The sequence below is a fragment of the Ruminococcus sp. YRD2003 genome, assembly GCA_900109435.1.
Taxonomy (GTDB): domain Bacteria; phylum Bacillota; class Clostridia; order Oscillospirales; family Ruminococcaceae; genus Ruminococcus; species Ruminococcus flavefaciens_G.
Map to the genome: position 1 here is coordinate 1 of FNZT01000012.1, position 20692 is coordinate 20692.

A 20692-nucleotide genomic window follows, 5' to 3' on the forward strand; every position below is an offset into this window, starting at 1 on the left:
GGAGTTTGAGGGTGACTCCCCGCAGTGCGGGGAGATGTCGCGAAGCGACAGAGGGGACCGCCGCTGTTAGCGGAACCCTTTTTCAAAAGGGTTTCCCTCAATAAATACTCCGTATTGCTTCTGTATGCGTACAGCCCTTATGTCATGGGGCTCCTCTCAGGATGTCGGTCATTCCTTTACGTAAACACCGACTATCTCGGAGATATATGCGCGGTGATACGGGTCTGAGGCGAAGAACTGCGCAGGGATGCCGTCGTCAGTGAGGAAGCCGCTCTCTGTGAGGTCATAGCTGTAGAGCTTGCGGCATACGAGCACGAGGTCAGCCTCCTCGAATGCGACGCTTCCGCCGAAGTCAGCGGGCGTGAGACCTGTCTCACTGACCTTGTCGCAGTCTCTGCCCGAGTGCGAGCCGCAGAAAGAGAGCGCCTTGCGGTACTGCTCGCCGTAGAATGAGGCAGTGAAGGTCTCGCCGTCCTCGATGAAGCCGTAGGTATACCTGTTGGGTCGTATGTAGCAGGTGAGGACGTTTCTGTTCCACAGCACGCCGAGTTGTCCCCATGAAGCGGTCATGGTGTTGAAACTGTCCATAGTGCCGCCCGTAAGGAGCATCCACTCCCTGCCTATTTTTGTGAACGGGTCGATTTTGAGCGCTGAAAGTTCGACTTTCCTGAATGACATTGTTATTCCTCCTTAATATACCGCGCTCACGCCTGTACCTGTGCCCTCCTGAGAGCCGATTTATAGCGCAGTCTGAGCTTATCAGTGATGAGCGCGATGAATTCCGAATTTGTTGGCTTGCCCTTGCTCGTATCGACTGTATAGCCGAAGAATGAGTTGAGAGTATCAACATTGCCTCTGTCCCACGCTATCTCGATAGCGTGACGGATAGCGCGCTCGACACGTGATGAGGTCGTGTCGTATATCCCCGCTACAGTCGGGTACAGGAGCTTCGTGACGCTGTCGAGGAGCTCCTTGTCCGCTATGGAGTAGAGTATAGCAGTGCGCAGGTAGTGATAGCCCTTGATATGTGCGGGCACGCCGAGCTGATGGATGATATCTGTGATGACGACCTCCATATCGTCGCTGAGGCTATTTGCTCTGTCACCGAGGGCAGAGGTTATCGCAGAAATGAGGTCGTCCGCATCGTAGGGCTTGAGCAGGAACTTAGCGGCTCCGTTCTCCATTACCTGCCTCTCTATGAACTCGTTGTCAAAGGCTGAGGTGATAACGAATGCGGGAAGCTTCACGCCGAGCTCCTTCACCCTTTTCATTATGGTGACGGCGTCGCCGTTTTCTGCCGTGATATCGAGAACAGCGGCGTCGGGCGGGTCATTGCGTATGGAATCGACGATAACATCGCAGTCCTTTCTGCGGGTATACGCATACATTCCCTTTTCACGGAGCTTATTCGCCAGACTAACGCCTGTTCCTGCGGAATCGTCCCCGATAAGTACCTTTATTTTGTTGTTCATAGTTTTAACCTCCTGATTGATGATTTTCTCTATGTTTCTATCATATCACAGGAGCAGTCCACTGAGCAACAAAGAATAATGTCGTTTTCGGGAATGTTTTATCACAGACGAATGAAAGCTGTCACGGCGGCGGAGAATGGTCGTTTGTGCGTGAGAAACTGCGAAGTTTGCGGGAATATGAAGCTTTATTTCCCTCCGCCCTTCATCTTGACGAGCATACCGTCGGCGATATTACGCACCTTTGTCCCTGGCGGGAAAAGCTTGTCCGCGAGCCTGGCTGTGGCACTGCGTTTAAGCTTGCGCGCGTGTACGGGAGCGAGCTTGGGCTCTTTCGTACCCTCCGTCCACTCCGCGAAATCCGTCGGGTCGAGTCGGCTCTGGAGCATTGCCCTGTCGCCGACCGCGCTGTGCTCCGCGAAGAAGCGCAGTGGCATATCGCAGTCCTTATAACCGTATTTTTCAAGGTGTCCGTCGAAGTGGAAGTGGAACAGCCTGTCCATATCCTCCATGCCGCGCGCGGCTTCCGAGCTCTCCGACAGCAGCGCAAGGAGCTTCGCCTGAGTCTTGTCCTTCGGGCGGATATCTGCCGCGCGTGCCGTTCCGCCGACCATGAATCCGAGCATATACTCGCTCGCGCAGAAGTCGCTCTGCGGCGACTTGCTCAGCGGGACGTCAAAGAGGTATGCGGCATAAATGCCGAAAGCACCGTGCAGCGCGAGATATTCGGGCTCGTCATAGTCGTAGACGTGCTTGTCCTGCACCCAGCCGCGCAGACGTCCCGACTTGACCATCAGCGGGACAGTCCCGGAAAGCAGCATAGCCTTCGAGCCGTTCATTATCGGCGTCTCGACATCAGCCTCGACGTCGCCTCCGATGTGCAGGAGCTTCGACGGAGCAACTCCCGCCTTTGCGAGAATTGCGTCGTATACAGCCTTATGGTCGGTGACGCTGCCTTTCAGCTCCGACGGCACGACGAGCTCGTCCGCCTGCTCGTAGCCGCAATTGCTCAGGATACGGACGACCACATTGCGCGGATATATCGTGTCAGCGACTATGATTATCTTCTTTTTGGTGCGTTTTGCCGCGTCGAAGAGCTCCTTGCCGAGGCTTCTTGTCAGTGTGAAATGTACCGCAAGCTCGCACTCGCGCTTCATGAGCTTATCCCTGCCGAATGGCGAAAGCTTGGCACTTTTCGCGAGTATCTCATAGATACGCTCTATCGTCGCGCCGCCCGAGCTCTCGTACTTCTTCTCGGCGGCATCCGCAGCGGCAGTGCGCAGCTCCTTGAAGCTTTTCTTCACGGTCGTCAGCGCGCGGAAGTCCTCCTCCATGAGCATGAAAATGTCCTCGAATTCGGGGAAGGCATTGGAGGTGAGCGTGCCTGTCAGACGGAAGCTGACCGCCCTGTAGTCGGCTTTTCCGACCTCATCGAGCATTTTCTGCTTCAGCTCGACCTGCTCCCGCGTGAGGGCGATACGCGGCTTTATCATGTTGTCCATATCGAACCTCCTTGGGTCAGTCCGTGGAAACAGCCGTAGTTTCGGTGCTTTCCGAGGTGTCTGCGGAGACTGCGTCGGTCGAAGTCGTTGCTTCCGTAGTTGTTGTCGGCTTCTCGCTGCCGTAATCGGGAATGAGCTTCTCGCCGCCGCGCAGCTTGATATACTCGTCGAGAGTCAGTGCTCCCTCGGAGTTATAGGCGCGTATGAGGGCGTCTCTGCTCGTAAATTTCTCGGAATACTCGCCGTTTTCGTCGGTCATATACTTGCCGTACCACAGCCCGAAGAACGACCACACCGCATTGTCGCGGAAGGAAGCGTCGATGTCGGGAACGGTGCTGCACTCGCTCAGCGCGATCAGCTTTTCCTTGCCGACGATATTTTGCAGCGCGAGGAACTGCTCATAGCGGCTGCCGTAGTCCTTGCCGCTGTCGAGGTATATATCGAGCGAAGCGATATCGAACGTGGACTTGTTTACGAGAGTGCTCTCGCTCTGACCGTTCCATATCCAGATGAGGTTATCGAGCTCGAAGTAGTTGGTATAGCGGCGGTACATCAGCTCCCACAGCCACTTGTACGCGTCAACACCGCTCGCGCCCCACCAGAACCAGTCGCCGTAACCCTCGTGGAGAGGTCTCCACAGCACGGGCACGCCCTTGTTTTTGAGCGAGGTGAGCTGACCCGCCATATTGTCAATGTCGAGAATGAGCCCGTAGCACTGCTCGGATATCTTGCCTTCTCCGTAGAGGCCGCGTATCTCCTCCTGCGTCATTTCGGCGATGTCGATGTCGGTCATGGCGTCGGAGAGCCTGAAATCGGTATCCTTAGCATACACCGACTGCTTTGTCTTGGAGGGAGCCTCCCAGTACCACATCAGCCCGACGATACCGCCCTTTCTGTACCAGTTGGCGCAGGCGTCTATATCTCTGAAAGCGCTGTCGAAGTTCTTGTTGTTGGTGTGGAGCGCCGAGAATCGTATCGCAGGATACTTGCCCGTCGTTCGGTATATGAGCTCGAGCTCGTCATTCTTGGGGCTCGACGCATACTGTCCCGTCATCACGTACTTGCCGTAATACTTTGTCATGAAGTCCATGAGCTCCTTCGCAGACCTGCCCGCCTCTTTGTTGGAGAGGTCTTTCTCTGCGTCGTACTTTATAGCGCTCAGTGAGGTATTATCGCTCATTCTCAGGTAGTCGAGCTTGATATCGCCGTGCGGGCGGAGCTCTATCTCCGACTTGCCCTTAGTGAGGAACACGCCGTAAAGTGTTATCAGCGTGAACTCGCTGTCGCTCATGGTCTTGAATGCAGCTGTCTCAACGCCGTTCACGAGCACATCGCAGTTGACGAAGAGGTCAGCGGCGATACTGAACGAGAGGTCGTAATGCTGATTTGTCGGAGCTTCGACCGTGAATGTTACCGCCGCACTGCCGTCGTTCTTGAAGCCGCTTACATAGCCCTCACCGCTGTATTTTGAGATGACGGTATCGGGCTTGACGGTCGGGTCGAATTTGGTCGCAGGCTGTGTGTCAGCCTCGGATTTCACCTTTTTGCCGTCTTTGTCGGTAGTCTCCTCCTTTGGAGCGCTCACTACCTTCAGACCCTTTCCGAGCTTGGCATCCTCCGCCTCATAGAGGTCGCCCGTAGGCTTTTTTTCTATCTCCGGGTAGGTTATCGGGTAGTCGGGGTAAGTTCCGACGGTCTCTTCCTCTGTGACGCTCACTGCCTCTGTAACAGACTCTGCTTCGCTCGATTCGTCCTTGTTCTTTTTCTTGCATGATACCACGCACGAAGCGGTCATCACGACCGCCGCCGCGAGCGCGGTCAGCTTACGAATATCCATTGGTTTTGTCCTCCGTTATGCCTTAACGCTGTATTTCTTCCCCGCCTCGGTATCGAATATGACGACGCCGTTCTCTATCCGCGAGGCAACGCTGTCTCCGCCGCAGGTTATGCTGACAACGCAGTTTGCGCGCAGCCTGCACTCGCCGCCCTTGTCGGACGTTATCTCCGCGGACGCGAGCTTGCAGTCCCTCCACGCGATATCAACACCGAAGCCGCCCTTTCCGCGCAGTCCGCGTATGCTTCCCTCGTGCCACTCATCAGGCAGAGCGGGGAGCAGTATCAGCTCTCCCGACACGCTTTGCAGGAGCGATTCCGCGATAGCGGCAACTCCGCCGAAGTTTCCGTCTATCTGGAACGGCGGGTGAGTGTCGAGCATATTCGGATTGGTGGAATGGCAGAGCAGCCTTTTCAGGTTCTCGTAGACCATACGCCCGTCGTACAGCCTTGCCCACATATTCGCTATCCACGCGCAGCTCCAGCCTGTATGTCCGCCGCCGTGTATCAGTCGGCGTACAAGCGTGGCTCTTGCGGCGTCCGCGAGCTTTGGGGTCTTTACGGGCGTGATGAGGTCTGCGGGATAGAGCGCGAAAAGCTGCGAGATATGGCGATGACCTATCTCCACCTCGTCGTAGTCCTCAGCCCATTCCTTTATCTGTCCGTACTTGCCGACCTCGGGCTGCGGCAGCTTTTTCAGCAGCTCCGCGAGCCTGTCTGCGAAGTCCTTGTCCCTGCCGAGTATCTCCGCTGCCTTTATCACGTCGGTGAAGAGCACGGTGATTATCTCCGAGTCCATAGACGGTCCCGCACAGAGGCAGCCGCGCGTTCCCGAGGAGGTGAGGTAGGTATTCTCGGGCGATACCGACGGACAGGTAACGAGCCTGCCTTCGCCGTCCTCGATGAGGAAGTCCGCCATGAACTCGGCTGCGCCTTTGAGTATATGGTATTTCTCGGCAAGAAAGTCCCTGTCGAGGGTATATTCGTAGTGCTCGAAGATGTGGAGGGCGAGCCACGCGCCGCCCATAGGCCATATCGTCGCGGGCATCCACAGGTCAGCGGGAGCGCAGTCGCCCCATATATCGGTATTATGGTGGCAGACGAAGCCGTGCTCGATACCGTACATCTCCTTTGCGACGTCCCTGCCGTTCCTGTAGACGCGCTCAAGCAGGTCGAACAGCGGCAGGTGGCACTCGGAGAGGTTGCAGCTCTCGGCGCACCAGTAGTTCATTTCGGTGTTTACGTTTATCGTGAACTTGCTGCCCCACGCAGGCCACATATCGCGGTTCCATATGCCTTGCAGATTCATGGGCTGGGTCGAGGGGCGGCTCGCTGATATCATAAGGTATCTGCCGTAGTTGAAGTACAGTTCAATCAGCTTATTGTCGTGGATAAGGCGCTCGCAGTCGGTGCTGTCGAGCTCGTCGCCTTTCAGGCGGGAAATGCGCTCGTCAGTCGCGAAGTTCTCGAGGTTCTCGCCGCTGTTGTCGTTGAGGTTGAGCTCCGTCCTGTTGAAGAGAGCCTTATAGTCACAGACGTGGCGGAAGTAGAGCTCGTCAAAGTCGCATTGCAGCGCCATTTCGGCGTCTACCTCGGCGGACTCGATATAGTCCTCGGTGTAGAAGCTCGTGCGTGCGGAGAGCACTATCATCACGGAATCTGCGTCCCTTACGACTATCTTTCCGCCGACGGTGCGTATCTCGCCTCCCTCAGCCTTAGCTCCGAGGCAGGCAGCGAAGAATATACCGTCGCGGCTGCCTGTGCCGCCCGTATAGAGTATCATATTCTCGCCGCAGGGGCGGTTGTCGTCGTAGTAGTCGTCGCGCCCGTCGATAGAGACTTCGAGGGACACGCTCTTTGGCGTATCGGAGTGGATATCTATGACCATTACCTCGTCGGGTGCAGACACGAAAACACTGCGCGTATAGCCTATACCGTCCGCATTGAAGCTTACTTGCGAGACGGCGGTGGAGAGGTCGAGGGTGCGGGAGTAGTCCTTTGGCTTGCCGCTGATGCGGGAGTGGATACTGAGGTCACCGAGCGGCATATAATGGCGCATATTCGGCGTCACGCCCTGCATCTTCTCGAAGGCGAGCCTTTCTGCGGCGGGTATCTCCCCGTCGAGGATAAGGCGGCGCACCTCGGCGAGCCCCTCCCTCGCGTCGGGGTTGACGCGATGACGCAGCCCTCCCGACCATATCGAGTCCTCGTTGAGCCCGATGAGCTCGTTTTCGGCTCTGCCGTATATCATGCCGCCGATGCGTCCGTTTCCTACGGGAAGGGCGCTGTTGAAGTCCTCGGCGGGCTGCTTATAGCTCAGTATCGTTTCAGTTGACATAAAATGCTCCTATCATGGTCTATTCTATCTTATCTTGTTATTATAACATAAATTAATAAAAATAGCAACCCGCACGGGATATCTTCCGATTTTTTCCGTTCATACAGCAAAAAGGGACGCACAAGGGGAGCCCCCTTTGGCGGATCGCAGGTTACCAAATATGAGCCGTTACTTTACGGCTCGGTAGCCCACAAATTCCGCTAAGTGGAGCAGCCTAATGTGCGTCCCTTTAATGCAAAAATATCAGTATCACCTTTGATAATGACTTGTAGAGCGGCGTCTGCCGCCCGCGTCTTATTTACATCCTCGGTAATCAGATCTCATAGACCACTATCTCGGGAGGATTAAAGGCTCTCAGCTTACCGAGCCCGCCCGACACGAGCAGCTTTTTCCCGCCGATGTTATACACACCCTTGGAATACCTCGGGAAAAACCTTCTTTCGGGAGAAAGCAGACCTATCCCGAACAACCTTACCGAGCCGCCGTGTATATGTCCGCCGAAGGTGTAATCCGCGCCCCAGTCGGCGTATTCCCTGCCGAAGATCGGGTTATGCGCGAGCAGCAGGGTCTCACCCTGCGGACATTTACCGAGTGCCGCGGTGATATCCCCGACAGTCAGCCTGTCGAGGCGGAAATAGCTGCCGTTTTTCTTATACGTGGTATACGGGAGCTCAAGCCCGCAGACATTGAATCTCCTGCCGCGTATCTCAGCCGTGACTGTGCGGTCGCGGAGGAGCTTCACACCTGTCCGCTCCAGCATATCCGCAAATCGCGCCTGTCCGTCGGGAGCAGTAAGGCTCTGCTCGTGATTGCCGTAGATAAAGTACACGTCCGCAATGGAGCAAAGCTCCCGCAGCAGCTTTTCCGCAGCCGAAAAATCATTCTCCCTGCGCGACACGATATCCCCTGTTATCAGGATGATATCGGGTTTTTCGGACCTTGCCGCCCCTATGAGACGGCAGTTATCCCTGCCGAAGCGCCGTCTGTGCAGGTCTGAGATATGCAGTATCCGCACGCCTTGCCCGAGCCTTTCCCGCCTTATCCTGAGCAGGAAAAAGTTCTCGAAGACGAGGTATGCCGCAAGTATCACGGCAACCGCAGCGGCGGTGATGATGAGGTACTTCATTCGCACCTCCTTTTCCTGTCACAGGCACGCAGAACGGGTATATCAATGAGCGCGAACACGCACAGATACAGCGATGTTACGATAAATCTGCCCGAATAGAGCGCTGTCAGCTCGGGGACGCTCCCCCTGTACTCAGCCTCGGGGTCAAACGTGCTGATATCGGGAGCCCCGAAAAACATCGCCAAAGTAAGGAATATTCCCAGCAGCAGAGGAACTGCCGCTGAGAATATGAATACGAATATACGCGAATAACCGCTTTTTCCGCCCGCATCGAGCTGCACGAAATGGTACATCGCACAGAGCAGGAGCGGCGTTATCAGAGCTGTCCACCACGGGTAGCCTATTTTTTCAAACGCGAACCAGTTGAGAAACTGACAGAACAGGCTCAGCACGGTGATGACCGCCGCGCTGAGCGGGCTCTGCGTGAATCTGAGAGACGATGCCGCGCTGTTTTTATTCATTATCGTCGTCATTGTCGTCGGGGTCAGCCTCGATGATTACCTCGTTTTTCTCCTCTTCGGCAGCCTCAGCCTCAGCGAGTTTAGCCTGCTCCTCGGTGAGCTGCTCGACCTTCTCGGTCTCTTCGGATTCGTCATGCTCGGCACGCGTGAACGCCACAACGTTAGCGCCCTCATTGACCTTCATAACGCGCACGCCCTTGGCGATACGCCCCATAACGCGGATATCGCTTGCAAGTATGCGGATGATGATGCCGTCGCTTGAAACGAGGATGATATCGTCCTCTTCGTCGACTATCTTGATATTGCAGACATGACCGCGTACATCGTCGACCTTATAGTTCGACAGACCGTAGCCGCCCCTGCCCTGTATGCGGTAGTTTTCGAGGCTCGTGCGCTTGCCGTAGCCGTTTTCGGTGACAGTGAGCAGAGTAGCCCCTTCGCGCACTCTTGCCATGCCGACAACGTAGTCGCCCTCGCGGAGCTTTATAGCTCTCACGCCGTGAGCGGAGCGCGACAGAGCGCGTATCTTCTCCTCTTCGAGGCGAATAGCCATACCGTTGTGAGTAGCAACGAATACCTGAGCATTTCCGTCTGTCATGCGGACGCCCGCTATCTCGTCGCCCTCGTCGAGACCGATAGCGATAAGACCGTTTTTGCGCACGTTCTTGTACATCGAGAGGTTGGTACGCTTTATCTTGCCGTTCTTTGTGACCATAACGATGAACTTTTCGTCGCTGAAATCGGTAGCCTTTATCATAGCCGCTATCTTCTCATTCTCGGTGAGAGGCAGCAGATTTATGAGGTTGAAGCCGCGTGAAGCCTTCGAGCCGTCGGGCACTTCGTAGCATTTGAGCTTATACATAATGCCCTTGTTTGAGATGAAAAGGATATTATCGTGAGTACCGCATATGAACATGGTATCCACGAAGTCCTCCTCGCGCTGCTTCATGCCTGTGATACCGCGTCCGCCGCGGCGCTGGGTCTTATACTCGGTAACGGGCATACGCTTGATATAGCCGTTGTTTGTGAGCGTAACGACGCAGTCCTCCTCGGGGATGAGGTCCTCGATATCGACCTCGCCCGATACGGACTCGATATCCGTGCGGCGCGGGTCGCTGAACTTCTTGCGGATGACGTTGAGGTCTTCCATGATTATCTGGTAAACGCGGTTGACGTCCGCGAGTATCTCCTCGAATTCCTCTATCTTTGTCAGGAGCCCGAACAGCTCGTCGGTTATCTTCTGCCGCTCGAGACCTGTCAATGCACCGAGCCTCATCTGCACGATAGCCTCAGCCTGTTCCTCGGAGAGCCCCTTCGCGCTTGCGAGGTGGGTGCCGCTGAGGTCGAATTCGGCGGTATCGAGCACCTTGAAGATGTCCATACCCTTGAAAACATCTATGCGTCCGAGGAGCTCCGACATATCAATATCCTTGAATCGCTCGATGAGGCGGGCTTTAGCCTCGGGGATATTGCTGCTGCTGCGGATTATCTGGATTATCTCGTCGATGTGGTCGGCAGCGAGCACGAATCCCTGTAAGATATGTGCTCTTTCGAGGGCTTTGCGGAGGTCGAAGCGTGTCCTGCGCTGGATAACATCGACCTGGAAGTCAAGATAGTGCTGGAGCATCTGCTTGAGCGTGAGTATCTTTGGCTCGCCGTTGACGAGAGCGAGCATGATTATGCCGACGGTATCCTGCAATTTCGTCATAGCGAAGAGCTTATTGAGCACGATATTCGGGATAGCGTCCTTTTTGAGCTCGATAACGATACGCATACCGTCCTTGTCGGACTCGTCGCGGAGGTAGTAAATACCTTCAAGCCGCTTGTCCTTGCAGAGCTGGTTGATATTCTTGAGAATGAGGGTCTTGTTGACCATATAGGGTATCTCGTCGACGATGATGCAGTTTCTTCCGCCTATCTCCTCGAAATGGGTGCGGCTGCGGAGTATTATCTTGCCTCGTCCCGTACCGTAAGCGGCGCGGATACCCGCCTTGCCCATGATGATGCCGCCCGTGGGGAAGTCGGGTCCCTTGATATTCTCCATGAGCTGGTCCATGGAGCAGTCGGGGTCGTCGATGAGGAGCTGAAGCGCGTCTATGACCTCGCCGAGGTTGTGCGGAGGAATATTCGTCGCCATACCGACAGCGATACCCGTCGAACCGTTTACGAGCAGGTTCGGGAATCGTGAGGGGAGCACCACTGGCTCTTTGAGGCGGTCGTCGTAGTTAGGCGCGAAATCGACAGTTTCCTTGTTGATATCGGTGAGCATATCGAGTGTAATCTTAGCCATTTTCGCCTCGGTATAACGGTAGGCGGCAGCCTTGTCGCCGTCGATAGAACCGAAGTTTCCGTGACCGTCAACGAGCGGATATCTCATCGAGAAGTCCTGCGCGAGTCGGACGAGAGCGTCGTAAACGGCAGCATCACCGTGAGGGTGATAGCGTCCGAGCACGGCACCGACGGTATCGGCGCACTTTCTGTACGCCTTGTCGGGGGTAAGACCGTTCTCATGCAGCGTATAGAGGATACGCCTGTGAACGGGCTTGAGACCGTCCCTTACGTCGGGCAAGGCTCTTGATACTATGACCGACATAGCGTACTGGAGCATAGAGTTTTCCATTTCGTTGACTATCTCGGAATGTATAACCTTGGAATTGTCATTGTAAAGCAAGATTTTTACCTCCTGTATGTGTTAGAGCCTGTATCTGCAAGCTCTGAAAAAAACTTGATTAAGCCATTAGCTATTAGCCTTTAGCCTTTAGCTCGCGGTGTCCGCTGACGCGGACGAATATTTAAAAATTATTGGCGAAGCCGATACCATAAGCTAACGGCTAATGGCTAACGGCTAACGGCTCACGACGCGAGCTTCCTGATGATATCGCGCTCGGACTCGCTGAAATTCTCCTTCGGTATGATGTAGAACACCTGCTTGCCGTAAAGAAGCAGGAAGAATTCGCTGTATTCGAGCAGCCTCATCTTCCCGTCGACAGGGATTCGGGTCGGCTCGGGAACATCTTCCCCTGCCATATCCTCGGATTCCCCGCCGTCTTCGTCCTCGATGCCGTCGGGAGCAGACACCGTCGAGATGTCCACATAGCTGTCACCCACGCCTATCTTGTAGACGAGGTCGCCCATTTCCTGCACGGTCTCGACGAGCGAACGTCTTATCCTGCGTGGGTTGTACCACTCCCTGAACGCGAGCGCGAGGCATATCACGATGAGGATATAAGCGAAGTAGTTGCTCATGTCCTTGAAGGCGGCATAGATGAAATCCGCCGACAGAATGAGGAATATCGCCATAAAGAAGTAACTTTTCGGGTAAACGAATTTCTTCTGATAGGCACGGTAAGCCTCTCTGAACATATCCGCAGATATGCTGTATTCCTTTTCAAGAATATATTTATCTTCCATTATGTTTTGTATCTCCGTTTTTTTGCAGCTTCAGGCAGAGCCGCCAAGCCGTCGTGCGGGCATTGTGCGGTGCTGCCTTATATATCAAGATTCTGTGCGAACTTCGCGTTTTTCTCTATGAAGAGGCGGCGCGGCTCGACCTTGTCACCCATGAGTATCGAGAAGGTCTCATCGGCACGGAGCGCGTCCTCCATTTCAATTTTAACGATAGTGCGGTTCTCGGGGTCCATAGTGGTCTCCCAGAGCTGTTCGGGGTCCATCTCACCGAGACCCTTATAGCGCTGAGTCTCCACCTTGAACTTGCCGTTCTCGGAGAGCTCTGCGATGTAATTGTCGCGCTCCTCGTCCGAGAAGGCATAGCAGACTTTCTTATTGCGCTCGACGCGGTAGAGAGGCGGCTGAGCTATATAAACGTTGCCGTTTGTGATGAGCGGACGCATATAGCGGAAGAAGAACGTCAGCAGAAGCGTCCTGATGTGCATACCGTCGACATCGGCATCGGCCATGATGATGACCTTGCCGTAGCGGAGCTTTGTGATATCGAAGTCTTCGCCGATACCCGTACCGAGAGCGGTAACGACGGGTTCGAGCTTGTCGTTGCCGTAGATTCGGTCGATACGCGCCTTTTCAACGTTGAGCATCTTGCCCCAGAGAGAGAGTATCGCCTGATACTTTCTGTCACGACCCTGCTTTGCAGAGCCGCCCGCCGAATCTCCCTCGACGATATATATCTCGGTGTAGCGTGCATCGCGCTCCGAGCAGTCCGCAAGCTTTTCGGGCATAGAAGCGTTGCCGAAAGCATTTTTCTTGCGCTCGGCTTCACGTGCGCGCTTAGCGGCTTCCCTCGCTCTGTATGCCGAGAGGCACTTTTCAAAAATAATGTTGGCAGTCTCGGGGTTTTCTTCGAGAAAGTTCATCAGCTTCTCGGTGACGAGCTTCTCAACGAACGGCTTGACCTCGGGATTTCCGAGCCTTCCCTTGGTCTGACCCTCAAACTCGCACTCCGTCAGCTTCACCGACACGATAGCTGTCAGACCTTCGAGCACATCCTCTTTTCTGAGGCTCTCTATCTCCTTTTTGGGAGCGTCCTTGCCCTTCTTGGAGTTGTCCTTCTCCTTGAACTTGTTGAACTTCTTGCCGTACTCGTTTATCACCTTTACAAGGGCGTTCTTGAAGCCTGTTTCATGCGAGCCGCCGTCCTTGGTGTGGATATTGTTTGCGAACGACAGCACTACCTCGTTGTAGCTGTCGTTGTACTGCATGGCTATCTCCGCGAAGGAATCGCCCTGCATACCCGAAACGTAGATGACATCGCCGCCGAGAGCCTCATATCCGCGGGTAGCGTGGATATGCTCTACAAACTGGCGTATACCGCCCTCATAGTGGAGGGTCTCGCCTATGATGTTCTCTTCATCGCGCTTATCGGTGAAGACTATCTTTATGCCCGCGTTGAGGAAAGCCTGCTCGCGGAGCCTTTTCAGCAGTATCTCATACTCGTAGACGGTGGTCTCGAAAATCTCGCTGTCAGCCTTGAACATAACGGAGGTACCTGTCTCGGTGGTATCGCCTATGACTTTGAGCTCTTCGTCGTAATGACCGCGCTCAAATCTCTGGAAGTAAACGTGCTGACCGTCCTTGACGGTGAGCTCGAGCCACTCCGAGAGCGCATTTACGACGGAAGCACCGACGCCGTGAAGACCGCCCGACACCTTATAACCGCCGCCGCCGAACTTACCGCCCGCGTGGAGTATCGTATAAACGACAGTCGCCGCGGAGATACCTTCTTTCGGGTGTATACCTACGGGTATGCCTCGTCCGTTATCGGAAACGCGGATGATATCGTCGGGGAGTATCTCGACGGTTATCTCGGTACAATAGCCCGCGAGCGCCTCGTCAATGGAGTTATCCACTATCTCGTAAACAAGATGGTGAAGACCGCTCGGACCTGTCGAGCCGATGTACATACCTGGTCTCTTGCGGACAGCTTCCAGTCCTTCCAGTATTTGTATATCGTTCTCGTCGTAATTATTATTCTGCTGACTCATGATCTACCTCCATGAATTTTGGTTATAAATATCATTAGCCCAGTTAATGGGATTATTGTCGATATATTGCCATATCTGGCGCAATTCTTCCCTGTTTCTGATTATGTGGTCGTGGAATGATTTCTGCCATATCGAAAAGCCAATTTGTTTTGTTGAGATTGATTTCAATGCATTTATGATTTGCGAAACCGATTTTGTAGGGAACGCCGCCCTCGGCGTTCCGCCCACATTATCTTCGTGGTCAGAAACAAATAATATCATATGGATATGGTCGGGCATTACAACATATTTTATCACCGAAACATACCTGTATATTTCATTTATTTTTCTGATATTGTCATTTACAATTTTTCCGTATTCCGTCAATATTACGTGCGGAACGCCGAGGGCGGCGTTCCCTACGTCATTTTCGCCGAATGTAATTTTGGATAGGTATTGCACTCTTTTCTTCGTACAAATCGTTACGAAATACAACCCGTTCGACGAATAATCGTAATATTTCAGGCGATTCAGTTTCCTGTCGTTTGGTTCCATACACGCGTTATTGCGAAGTGGTCGTCTCCGTGTAATATTTTGACATAGTCCCTACATTTCTGTAACAATACAGCTTAGCCTTATAGCCGTCATCAACCTTGGTGAATGTAACATTGAAGCACTTGCTGTAGACGTCAGACATATCCTCCACCCAGCACACATACTTCGCAGCGCTTTTGTCATCTTCCTCAAAATGACTGATGATAGCCCCTCCGTGGAAGTCATTTTCCATCAAGGACTTATAATCATCGACCTTGAAATCAAAATCCGCGATATGGTCCTGAGCTGTGATGTGACGATAAGACATGGGCTCTACATTATCGAGGTCGAGCTTGAGCTTATCTTCGATGTATTCAATTCTCTTGTCATTGAATCTTGACCATGAAATAGGCACAAAGGTCTTATACATAAAAAACAGAAGCAAAAAAATACAAGAAAGGGTAACAAAAACCACGATCAAAGCGGTGCGCAATTCTTTTTTCTTCTTTTTCTTTTCAGGGCTGTTCGCGTCCATATCTTCATTCATTGATACATTATCCATCATAGTCCGCCTCCTTCAGCGAGCCTTTTTTTCAGCGTACTTGCGGCAAGCTGCGAGACATATACTCTGTTCCTGCCGCCCTTAGCGGTGATAATGAAGCTCTTCGGGAGCTCATACGTCGCGTAGAAGACCTCTTTCTTCTTTTCTGCTTTGTCGAGCAGCCTGTTCGTCACGCCCGAAACAGTGGTATTATCCATATCGAATATGCCGACGATGTCGCGCACGTCCACGGAGTAGTTATTCCCGATGTGAAGATATATCGTTTTCATCAATGAGCCTTCCTCCGCTGATACGCATTATCTTTCCCTTTATCTCGGGGAGCAGCGCCCCCTCGTTGGGAGTAGTGAGGAAGACCTGCATATCCTTTATCATATCGAAGATGAAGCGCTGACGCTGCTCGTCGAGCTCGCCCATTACGTCGTCGAGGAAGATGACGGGCGATTCCTTCGAGCGCTTCATGAATATCTCAGCCTGCGCGAGCTTCATCACGAGAGCCGCGCTCTTTATCTGTCCCTGCGAGCCGTAATCTCTCGCACTGACGCCGTTTATCTTGATGTTTATCTCGTCGCGGTTGACTCCCGTATGCGTCGAGCCCGTGCGGATATCGTAGTCCTCGGTCTCGCGGAGCTTGCGGTAATACTGCTCAACGGCAGCCTCGTCGCACGCCCTCTCCATATCCTCGGGACGGTACACATTCGACTTGTATTCGAGCTCAAGGACTTCCTCCCCGCCCGAAATTGTGCGGTAGAGCTCGCCGCAGATAGCGTTTATCCTTGCGACGTACTCGTTTCGCATATAGGAAATGACGGCGCCTTCGCGGGCAGCCTGCCTGTCCCATATATCGAGGATACCGCGGTCTGTCGAGCCCTGCATTATGCCTTTAAGGAGGGCATTCCGCTGGTTCATGACGGCGTTGTGCTTGTTGATGTGGACAACAGACACGGGGTTGAGCTGTGAAGCCGCCATATCAATGAAGCTGCGCCTTTTTTCGGGCGAGCCCTTGATGATGTCGACGTCGTCGGGGATGAATGCGATGCACTTGAACACGTCAAACAGCGCTCTTGCGCCCTTCTGCTTGACGCCGTTGAGCGTTATCAGCTTCGGCGAGCTCTGGCTGCGCGTCATCTCGAACTCTATCTTCTGCTCGCGGACGCTGTCGCGTATCTTTATCTTCGCGGACATACGATTTCCCGAAAGGCAGATATAGTCTTTTTCCTTCGACCCACGGAAGCTCTTGCAGCCCGAGAGTATCCACATCGCTTCGAGCAGATTGGTCTTGCCCTGCGCGTTCGGACCGACGATGATATTATATTTAGGGTCGGGCTCGAAGAAAACGCCCTCGAGGTTCTTGAAGCCGTCGATCTCGGCGCAGGTGATTATCAAACTACCCTTACCTCTCCGCCGCCGTCGAGCTTCACGGTATCGCCGCTGCGTATCTTCTTGCCTCTCATGGTGCAGACCTCGCCGTTCACGAGGACTTTCCCGTCCTGAATGAGCATTTTCGCCTCACCGCCCGAACCGACGAGCGAAGCGAACTTGAGCAGCGCATCGAGCTTGATGAACTCGGTACTTATCTTGATTTCCTCCATATGAAATCCTCTCTCTGTAGGGAACGCCGCCCTCGGCGTTCCTATGATTCTGTAGGGGACGGCGTCCTCGACGTCCCTATGATAAAAGCTCAGTTTCTGAGCTGGATAGGCATAACGAGGAAGATGTAACTCTCTCCCTCGAGGGGGAGTATCTCTATGACCTTCATCGCGCCGTTGAATCTCACTCTTACCTTGTCGCCCTCGGCAGCGCGGAGCGCCTCGAGAATGAGCTTGTTATTGAAGCCGATAGTCACGGGCTCGCCCGATATATCGGCGGAGATAGCATCATTTACCCTGCCTATGCCCGTGCGGCAGCTTATCTTTATAACGCCGTTGTCGACCTCGCAGCGTATCGGCGACTTATTCTTGTCGTCGATGATGAGTGAGCAGCGCTCAAGGCTCGTCATAAATTCCTTCTTGCTGACGATGACCTCTGTCTTATGGCTCGTGGGTATACTGAGCTTGTAATTATGGAAAGCGCCCTCAAGCAGACGCGAGATAACGAAAACATTGTTTACCTCAAAGATGATATGGCGGTCATTCACGCAAATAGTGCAGTTCTTGTCGTTATCGTCCTTTATAAGGGTCGAGACCTCGGTAACAGCCTTTTTCGGGACAACGAAATGGTGGTCTTCCTTGCTCTCGGTGAGCTCGCATCTTATCGCGAGGCGGAAGCCGTCGATAGCCACGAGGTTGAATTTTCCCCCTTCGATATCGAACAACTCGCCCGTGAGAATGGGCTTGCTTTCGTTCAGAGACGCCGCATAGCTTGTCATATTTATCATAGAGCGGAGCGTCACAGCCTTTACCGAGAAGCTCCTCTGATTATCTACAACGGGAAGGTCGGGGTACTCGTCCGCAGCGATGCCCGAGAAGCTGCACTCCGTAGCGAGCGACGAAAGATTGATGACATTATTCTCATCAATTTCTATAGTCACCTCATCGCCTGGCATTTTTCTTACGAACTCACTGAACAGTCTTGCATTCACAACGAACTCACCCTCATCGGTCGTATTCGCGATGATAGATGTTCTGATGCCCATTTCGAGGTTATAGCCTGTGAGCTCAACGCTGTTCTGAGCAACTCTTACCTTTATACCCTCGAGAGCCTGTATAGTCGACTTCTGAGGAACAGCTCTCGAGACATTGCTGATAGCCTCACTGAGAGCATCTCTTTCACAAATAAATCTCATTTAAAGATTACCTCCGTATTCATTATCAGACGAACCCATCATATCACAGGAATGATATGATAAGATATATATAGATTCATAGTAGTATTAGTAGGGGGCGTGGAAAAGTTGATATCGCCCTCACATCCGCAAATACAGGCATATTCTCGTCCACATCCCTCTGTTGCGGGATTTTTCATATCCGTGGAAAGAATTGCCGACCCGATATTTTAAGTGAAAAAAGTTGATTTAAGTGGAGTTGAAGTTGAAGAAAAGTGAATAAAACTGTTGATTCTACAGATAGTGATAAGATTTTACACTTCAACACACAGTTGACGGTTGAAGCGGCATGGTGGACAAGGTTGAAACCTCATATCCGACCGCGAAATATCTTCACAAAGTATTCAACAATGTGTTGAATAACAAGTTGAAACAGTGTTTTTCAACTTTTCCAACCTGTAAAAAATGTCGGAAAAAGTCAGCGGGAAAAAATCAGGTCTTGCTCTTGTCGCGGATATTCTTGATAATATCGTTGACGAGGTTGCTGAGGTTCTGATCCTTCTGTATCGCCTCTGTTACGCTGTTTACGGAGTATACGATAGTCGAGTGGTCACGTCCGCCGAACTCGGTTCCGATAGAAGCGAGCGGCATCTGTGTTATCTCTCTCACGACGTATATCGCGACCTTACGCGCGATAGACACCTGCTGAGAGCGCTTGTTCGAGCGCAGGTCCTCGGGAGACACTCCATAGACTGTGGATACCTCGGAGATTATCTTTTCAACAGTTATCGGTATAGGCTGTTCATCTGTGAGCACATCGCGGATAACGCTCTGAGCCATAGAAATGGTTATGGGACTTCCCGCGAAGTGGTTGAGAGCCTTCAGACGGATAACAGCGCCTTCGAGCTGACGTATATTGGATTTCAGGCGGTTAGCCATAAATTCCGATACTTCAGCGGGCATCTTCATATCGAGAAGCTCGCTCTTGCGGTTGATGATAGCGAGCCTTGTCTCATAGTCGGGAGCGGATATATCGGCGATAAGACCGCCCTCAAAGCGTGTACGCAGCCTTGATTCGAGGGTAATGAGCTCCTTCGGCGGCTTGTCCGAAGTAATAACTATCTGCTTGCCTTCCTGATGCAGCTTGTAGAAGGTGTGGAAGAACTCCTCCTGCATACGCTCCTTGCCCGCGAAGAACTGGATATCGTCGATGAGGAGCATATCTGCGTTGCGATATTTCTCCTGGAAATCTGAGATGAGGTTATTTTTAATGGCAGAGATGAGGTCATTGCCGAAGGTCTCGCTGGTAACGTAGACGATGTTGAAGCTCGGGTGATTTTTCCTGACCTCGTTTGCGATAGCGGTGATGAGGTGGGTCTTGCCCATACCCGACGGACCGTAGATAAATAGCGGATTATAGCCTGATATCTCTCTTTCTCCGCAGTTTTTGGCAACAGACTTGCTGCAGGCGAGCGCAAAACTGTTGGACGGACCCTCGATGAAGGTATCGAATGTATAGTCATAGTTTGCGAACTTGACAGACTTCTCGAGCTCCGCATTCTTTTTCTCGAGCTCGTCATCGGTGGGTATCTGTCCGCTGAGAGCGGGCTCGTCCGACTCGACATTAATGATGATATTGACATTGAGACCGAGCACGTTGAGGAAAGCATCACCGAGCACGGAAGCATAAGTAGTCATGACGATATTTTTCTGAAACTCCGTATCAACGCTGAAAACGGCGTCTTTACCGTCAAAGCTGACGGTCTTGAGCGGATCTATCCAAGTTTTGATAGCGATAGCGGGGATCTTGTCGTTATCGCGGCAGTATTGCTTAACGTTTTCAAAAACTTCCTCGAAAGAGTTCATATGCAACCTCCGTATGAAAAATAAAAAATCGGGAAGACCATACTCCCCTATATTATTATATAGTATATTATAACATACGGGGATAGAAATTGCAAGCGATTTTATATGTGCGAGAGATAGAAAATCGGACAGACATACCAACACTAATTCAGCAGATTGTTGAAAACTTTGTTGAAATGGGACCAATATGTTAAAAAGCACAAAATACAGCGCAGAATAAAGGAAATCGAGCTGTTGAAAGTCAGTTTTCTACCATCGTTCAAACAGCATTTCAACATAGGCTTTCAACAAACTGACAGGTTTTTGACAGCCCGCTGACAGTTCCCGCGGAGCTCACATACATCTGTTTTTCCGCGTATAACGGCAAAAGCGGAGCATACACCAAAATGATGAAAAGGCTTGCAAAAGGATAAGGTGACATTGTTCAAAATCATCAAAAATGCGGAAAAATAAAAAAAATTTCGGAAATTGCTTGACATACGGATAATAATGAAGTATAATCTTATAGTGTAACGCGTACTGAGGCGCGTCCATATGCGATTAGGAGTCGGTCAGCAGAGCGGCTCTTGTATAACAATAGTGAAGAGAGGAGGACACTGAATATGAAAAGAACATATCAGCCTAAGAAGCTCCACAGAAAGAAGGAGCACGGCTTCATGAAGAGAATGTCTACAAAGAACGGCAGAAAGGTTTTAGCTCGTAGAAGATCTAAGGGCAGAGCAAGATTAACTCACTGACGACGCTGACCACAAAAATTTTAATTTTTGTGGTCTTTTTTGTTAGCAGACATCAGCTGTACAGCGGT

At 52.4% G+C, this 20692-nt stretch carries 18 protein-coding genes; 1 reads left to right on the forward strand and 17 read right to left on the reverse strand.

The window, feature by feature from the left end; genetic code table 11:
- Positions 1-168: 168 nt before the first annotated feature.
- The 17 genes from BMX22_RS10955 to dnaA all read right to left on the reverse strand — a co-directional run bounded on the left by BMX22_RS10955 (position 169) and on the right by dnaA (position 19887).
- Entirely contained in the window at positions 169-678 is a 510-nt protein-coding gene (locus BMX22_RS10955) for a flavin reductase (protein WP_074742490.1), read from the reverse strand.
- A gap of 26 nt (positions 679-704) precedes the next feature.
- Complete coding sequence (spo0A, locus tag BMX22_RS10960) at positions 705-1472, reverse strand: sporulation transcription factor Spo0A (RefSeq protein ID WP_074742491.1); 768 nt, start codon at positions 1470-1472, stop codon at positions 705-707.
- A 185-nt stretch (positions 1473-1657) separates the two neighbouring features.
- A complete protein-coding gene (locus tag BMX22_RS10965; RefSeq protein WP_074742492.1) occupies positions 1658-2971 on the reverse strand; it encodes a hypothetical protein in 1314 nt (437 codons plus the stop codon).
- 16 nt (positions 2972-2987) lie between these two features.
- Positions 2988-4808, reverse strand: a complete 1821-nt coding sequence (locus BMX22_RS10970) for a glycosyl hydrolase (protein ID WP_074742493.1) — start codon at positions 4806-4808, stop codon at positions 2988-2990.
- A 15-nt stretch (positions 4809-4823) separates the two neighbouring features.
- Positions 4824-7142 carry a glycosyl hydrolase family 95 catalytic domain-containing protein gene (locus BMX22_RS10975; protein WP_074742494.1) on the reverse strand — a complete coding sequence of 773 codons (2319 nt, stop codon included), beginning with the start codon at positions 7140-7142 and terminating at the stop codon, positions 4824-4826.
- A 313-nt stretch (positions 7143-7455) separates the two neighbouring features.
- The gene (locus BMX22_RS10980) at positions 7456-8268 is read right to left on the reverse strand and encodes a metallophosphoesterase (RefSeq protein ID WP_081349177.1); all 813 of its coding nucleotides are present in this window, start codon (positions 8266-8268) and stop codon (positions 7456-7458) included.
- A complete protein-coding gene (locus tag BMX22_RS10985; protein ID WP_074742495.1) occupies positions 8265-8729 on the reverse strand; it encodes a hypothetical protein in 465 nt (154 codons plus the stop codon). Before BMX22_RS10985 ends, BMX22_RS10980 begins: the two co-directional genes overlap by 4 nt.
- Entirely contained in the window at positions 8722-11400 is a 2679-nt protein-coding gene (gyrA, locus tag BMX22_RS10990) for a DNA gyrase subunit A (protein ID WP_081349178.1), read from the reverse strand. The genes BMX22_RS10985 and gyrA overlap by 8 nt, the downstream gene beginning before the upstream one ends.
- Before the next feature lie 182 nt (positions 11401-11582).
- Complete coding sequence (locus BMX22_RS10995; RefSeq protein WP_074742497.1) at positions 11583-12140, reverse strand: YcxB family protein; 558 nt, start codon at positions 12138-12140, stop codon at positions 11583-11585.
- 77 nt (positions 12141-12217) lie between these two features.
- Complete coding sequence (gene gyrB, locus BMX22_RS11000; protein ID WP_074742498.1) at positions 12218-14185, reverse strand: DNA topoisomerase (ATP-hydrolyzing) subunit B; 1968 nt, start codon at positions 14183-14185, stop codon at positions 12218-12220.
- Between the two features lie 3 nt (positions 14186-14188).
- Entirely contained in the window at positions 14189-14719 is a 531-nt protein-coding gene (locus BMX22_RS11005; protein ID WP_074742499.1) for a transposase, read from the reverse strand.
- A gap of 7 nt (positions 14720-14726) precedes the next feature.
- Complete coding sequence (locus BMX22_RS11010; protein ID WP_074742500.1) at positions 14727-15263, reverse strand: hypothetical protein; 537 nt, start codon at positions 15261-15263, stop codon at positions 14727-14729.
- Entirely contained in the window at positions 15260-15529 is a 270-nt protein-coding gene (gene remB / locus BMX22_RS11015) for an extracellular matrix regulator RemB (protein ID WP_318259732.1), read from the reverse strand. Before remB ends, BMX22_RS11010 begins: the two co-directional genes overlap by 4 nt.
- Complete coding sequence (gene recF, locus BMX22_RS11020) at positions 15498-16643, reverse strand: DNA replication/repair protein RecF (protein WP_074742501.1); 1146 nt, start codon at positions 16641-16643, stop codon at positions 15498-15500. The genes remB and recF overlap by 32 nt, the downstream gene beginning before the upstream one ends.
- Positions 16640-16849, reverse strand: a complete 210-nt coding sequence (gene yaaA, locus BMX22_RS11025) for a S4 domain-containing protein YaaA (RefSeq protein WP_074742502.1) — start codon at positions 16847-16849, stop codon at positions 16640-16642. Before yaaA ends, recF begins: the two co-directional genes overlap by 4 nt.
- Before the next feature lie 89 nt (positions 16850-16938).
- Entirely contained in the window at positions 16939-18042 is a 1104-nt protein-coding gene (gene dnaN, locus BMX22_RS11030) for a DNA polymerase III subunit beta (protein ID WP_074742503.1), read from the reverse strand.
- A 471-nt stretch (positions 18043-18513) separates the two neighbouring features.
- Positions 18514-19887: a chromosomal replication initiator protein DnaA gene (gene dnaA / locus BMX22_RS11035; RefSeq protein ID WP_074742504.1), complete on the reverse strand. Its 1374-nt coding sequence runs from the start codon at positions 19885-19887 to the stop codon at positions 18514-18516.
- Positions 19888-20489: 602 nt separating this feature from the next.
- Here dnaA and rpmH point away from each other — a divergent pair.
- Entirely contained in the window at positions 20490-20624 is a 135-nt protein-coding gene (gene rpmH, locus BMX22_RS11040; protein WP_028517572.1) for a 50S ribosomal protein L34, read from the forward strand.
- Positions 20625-20692: the final 68 nt, after the last annotated feature.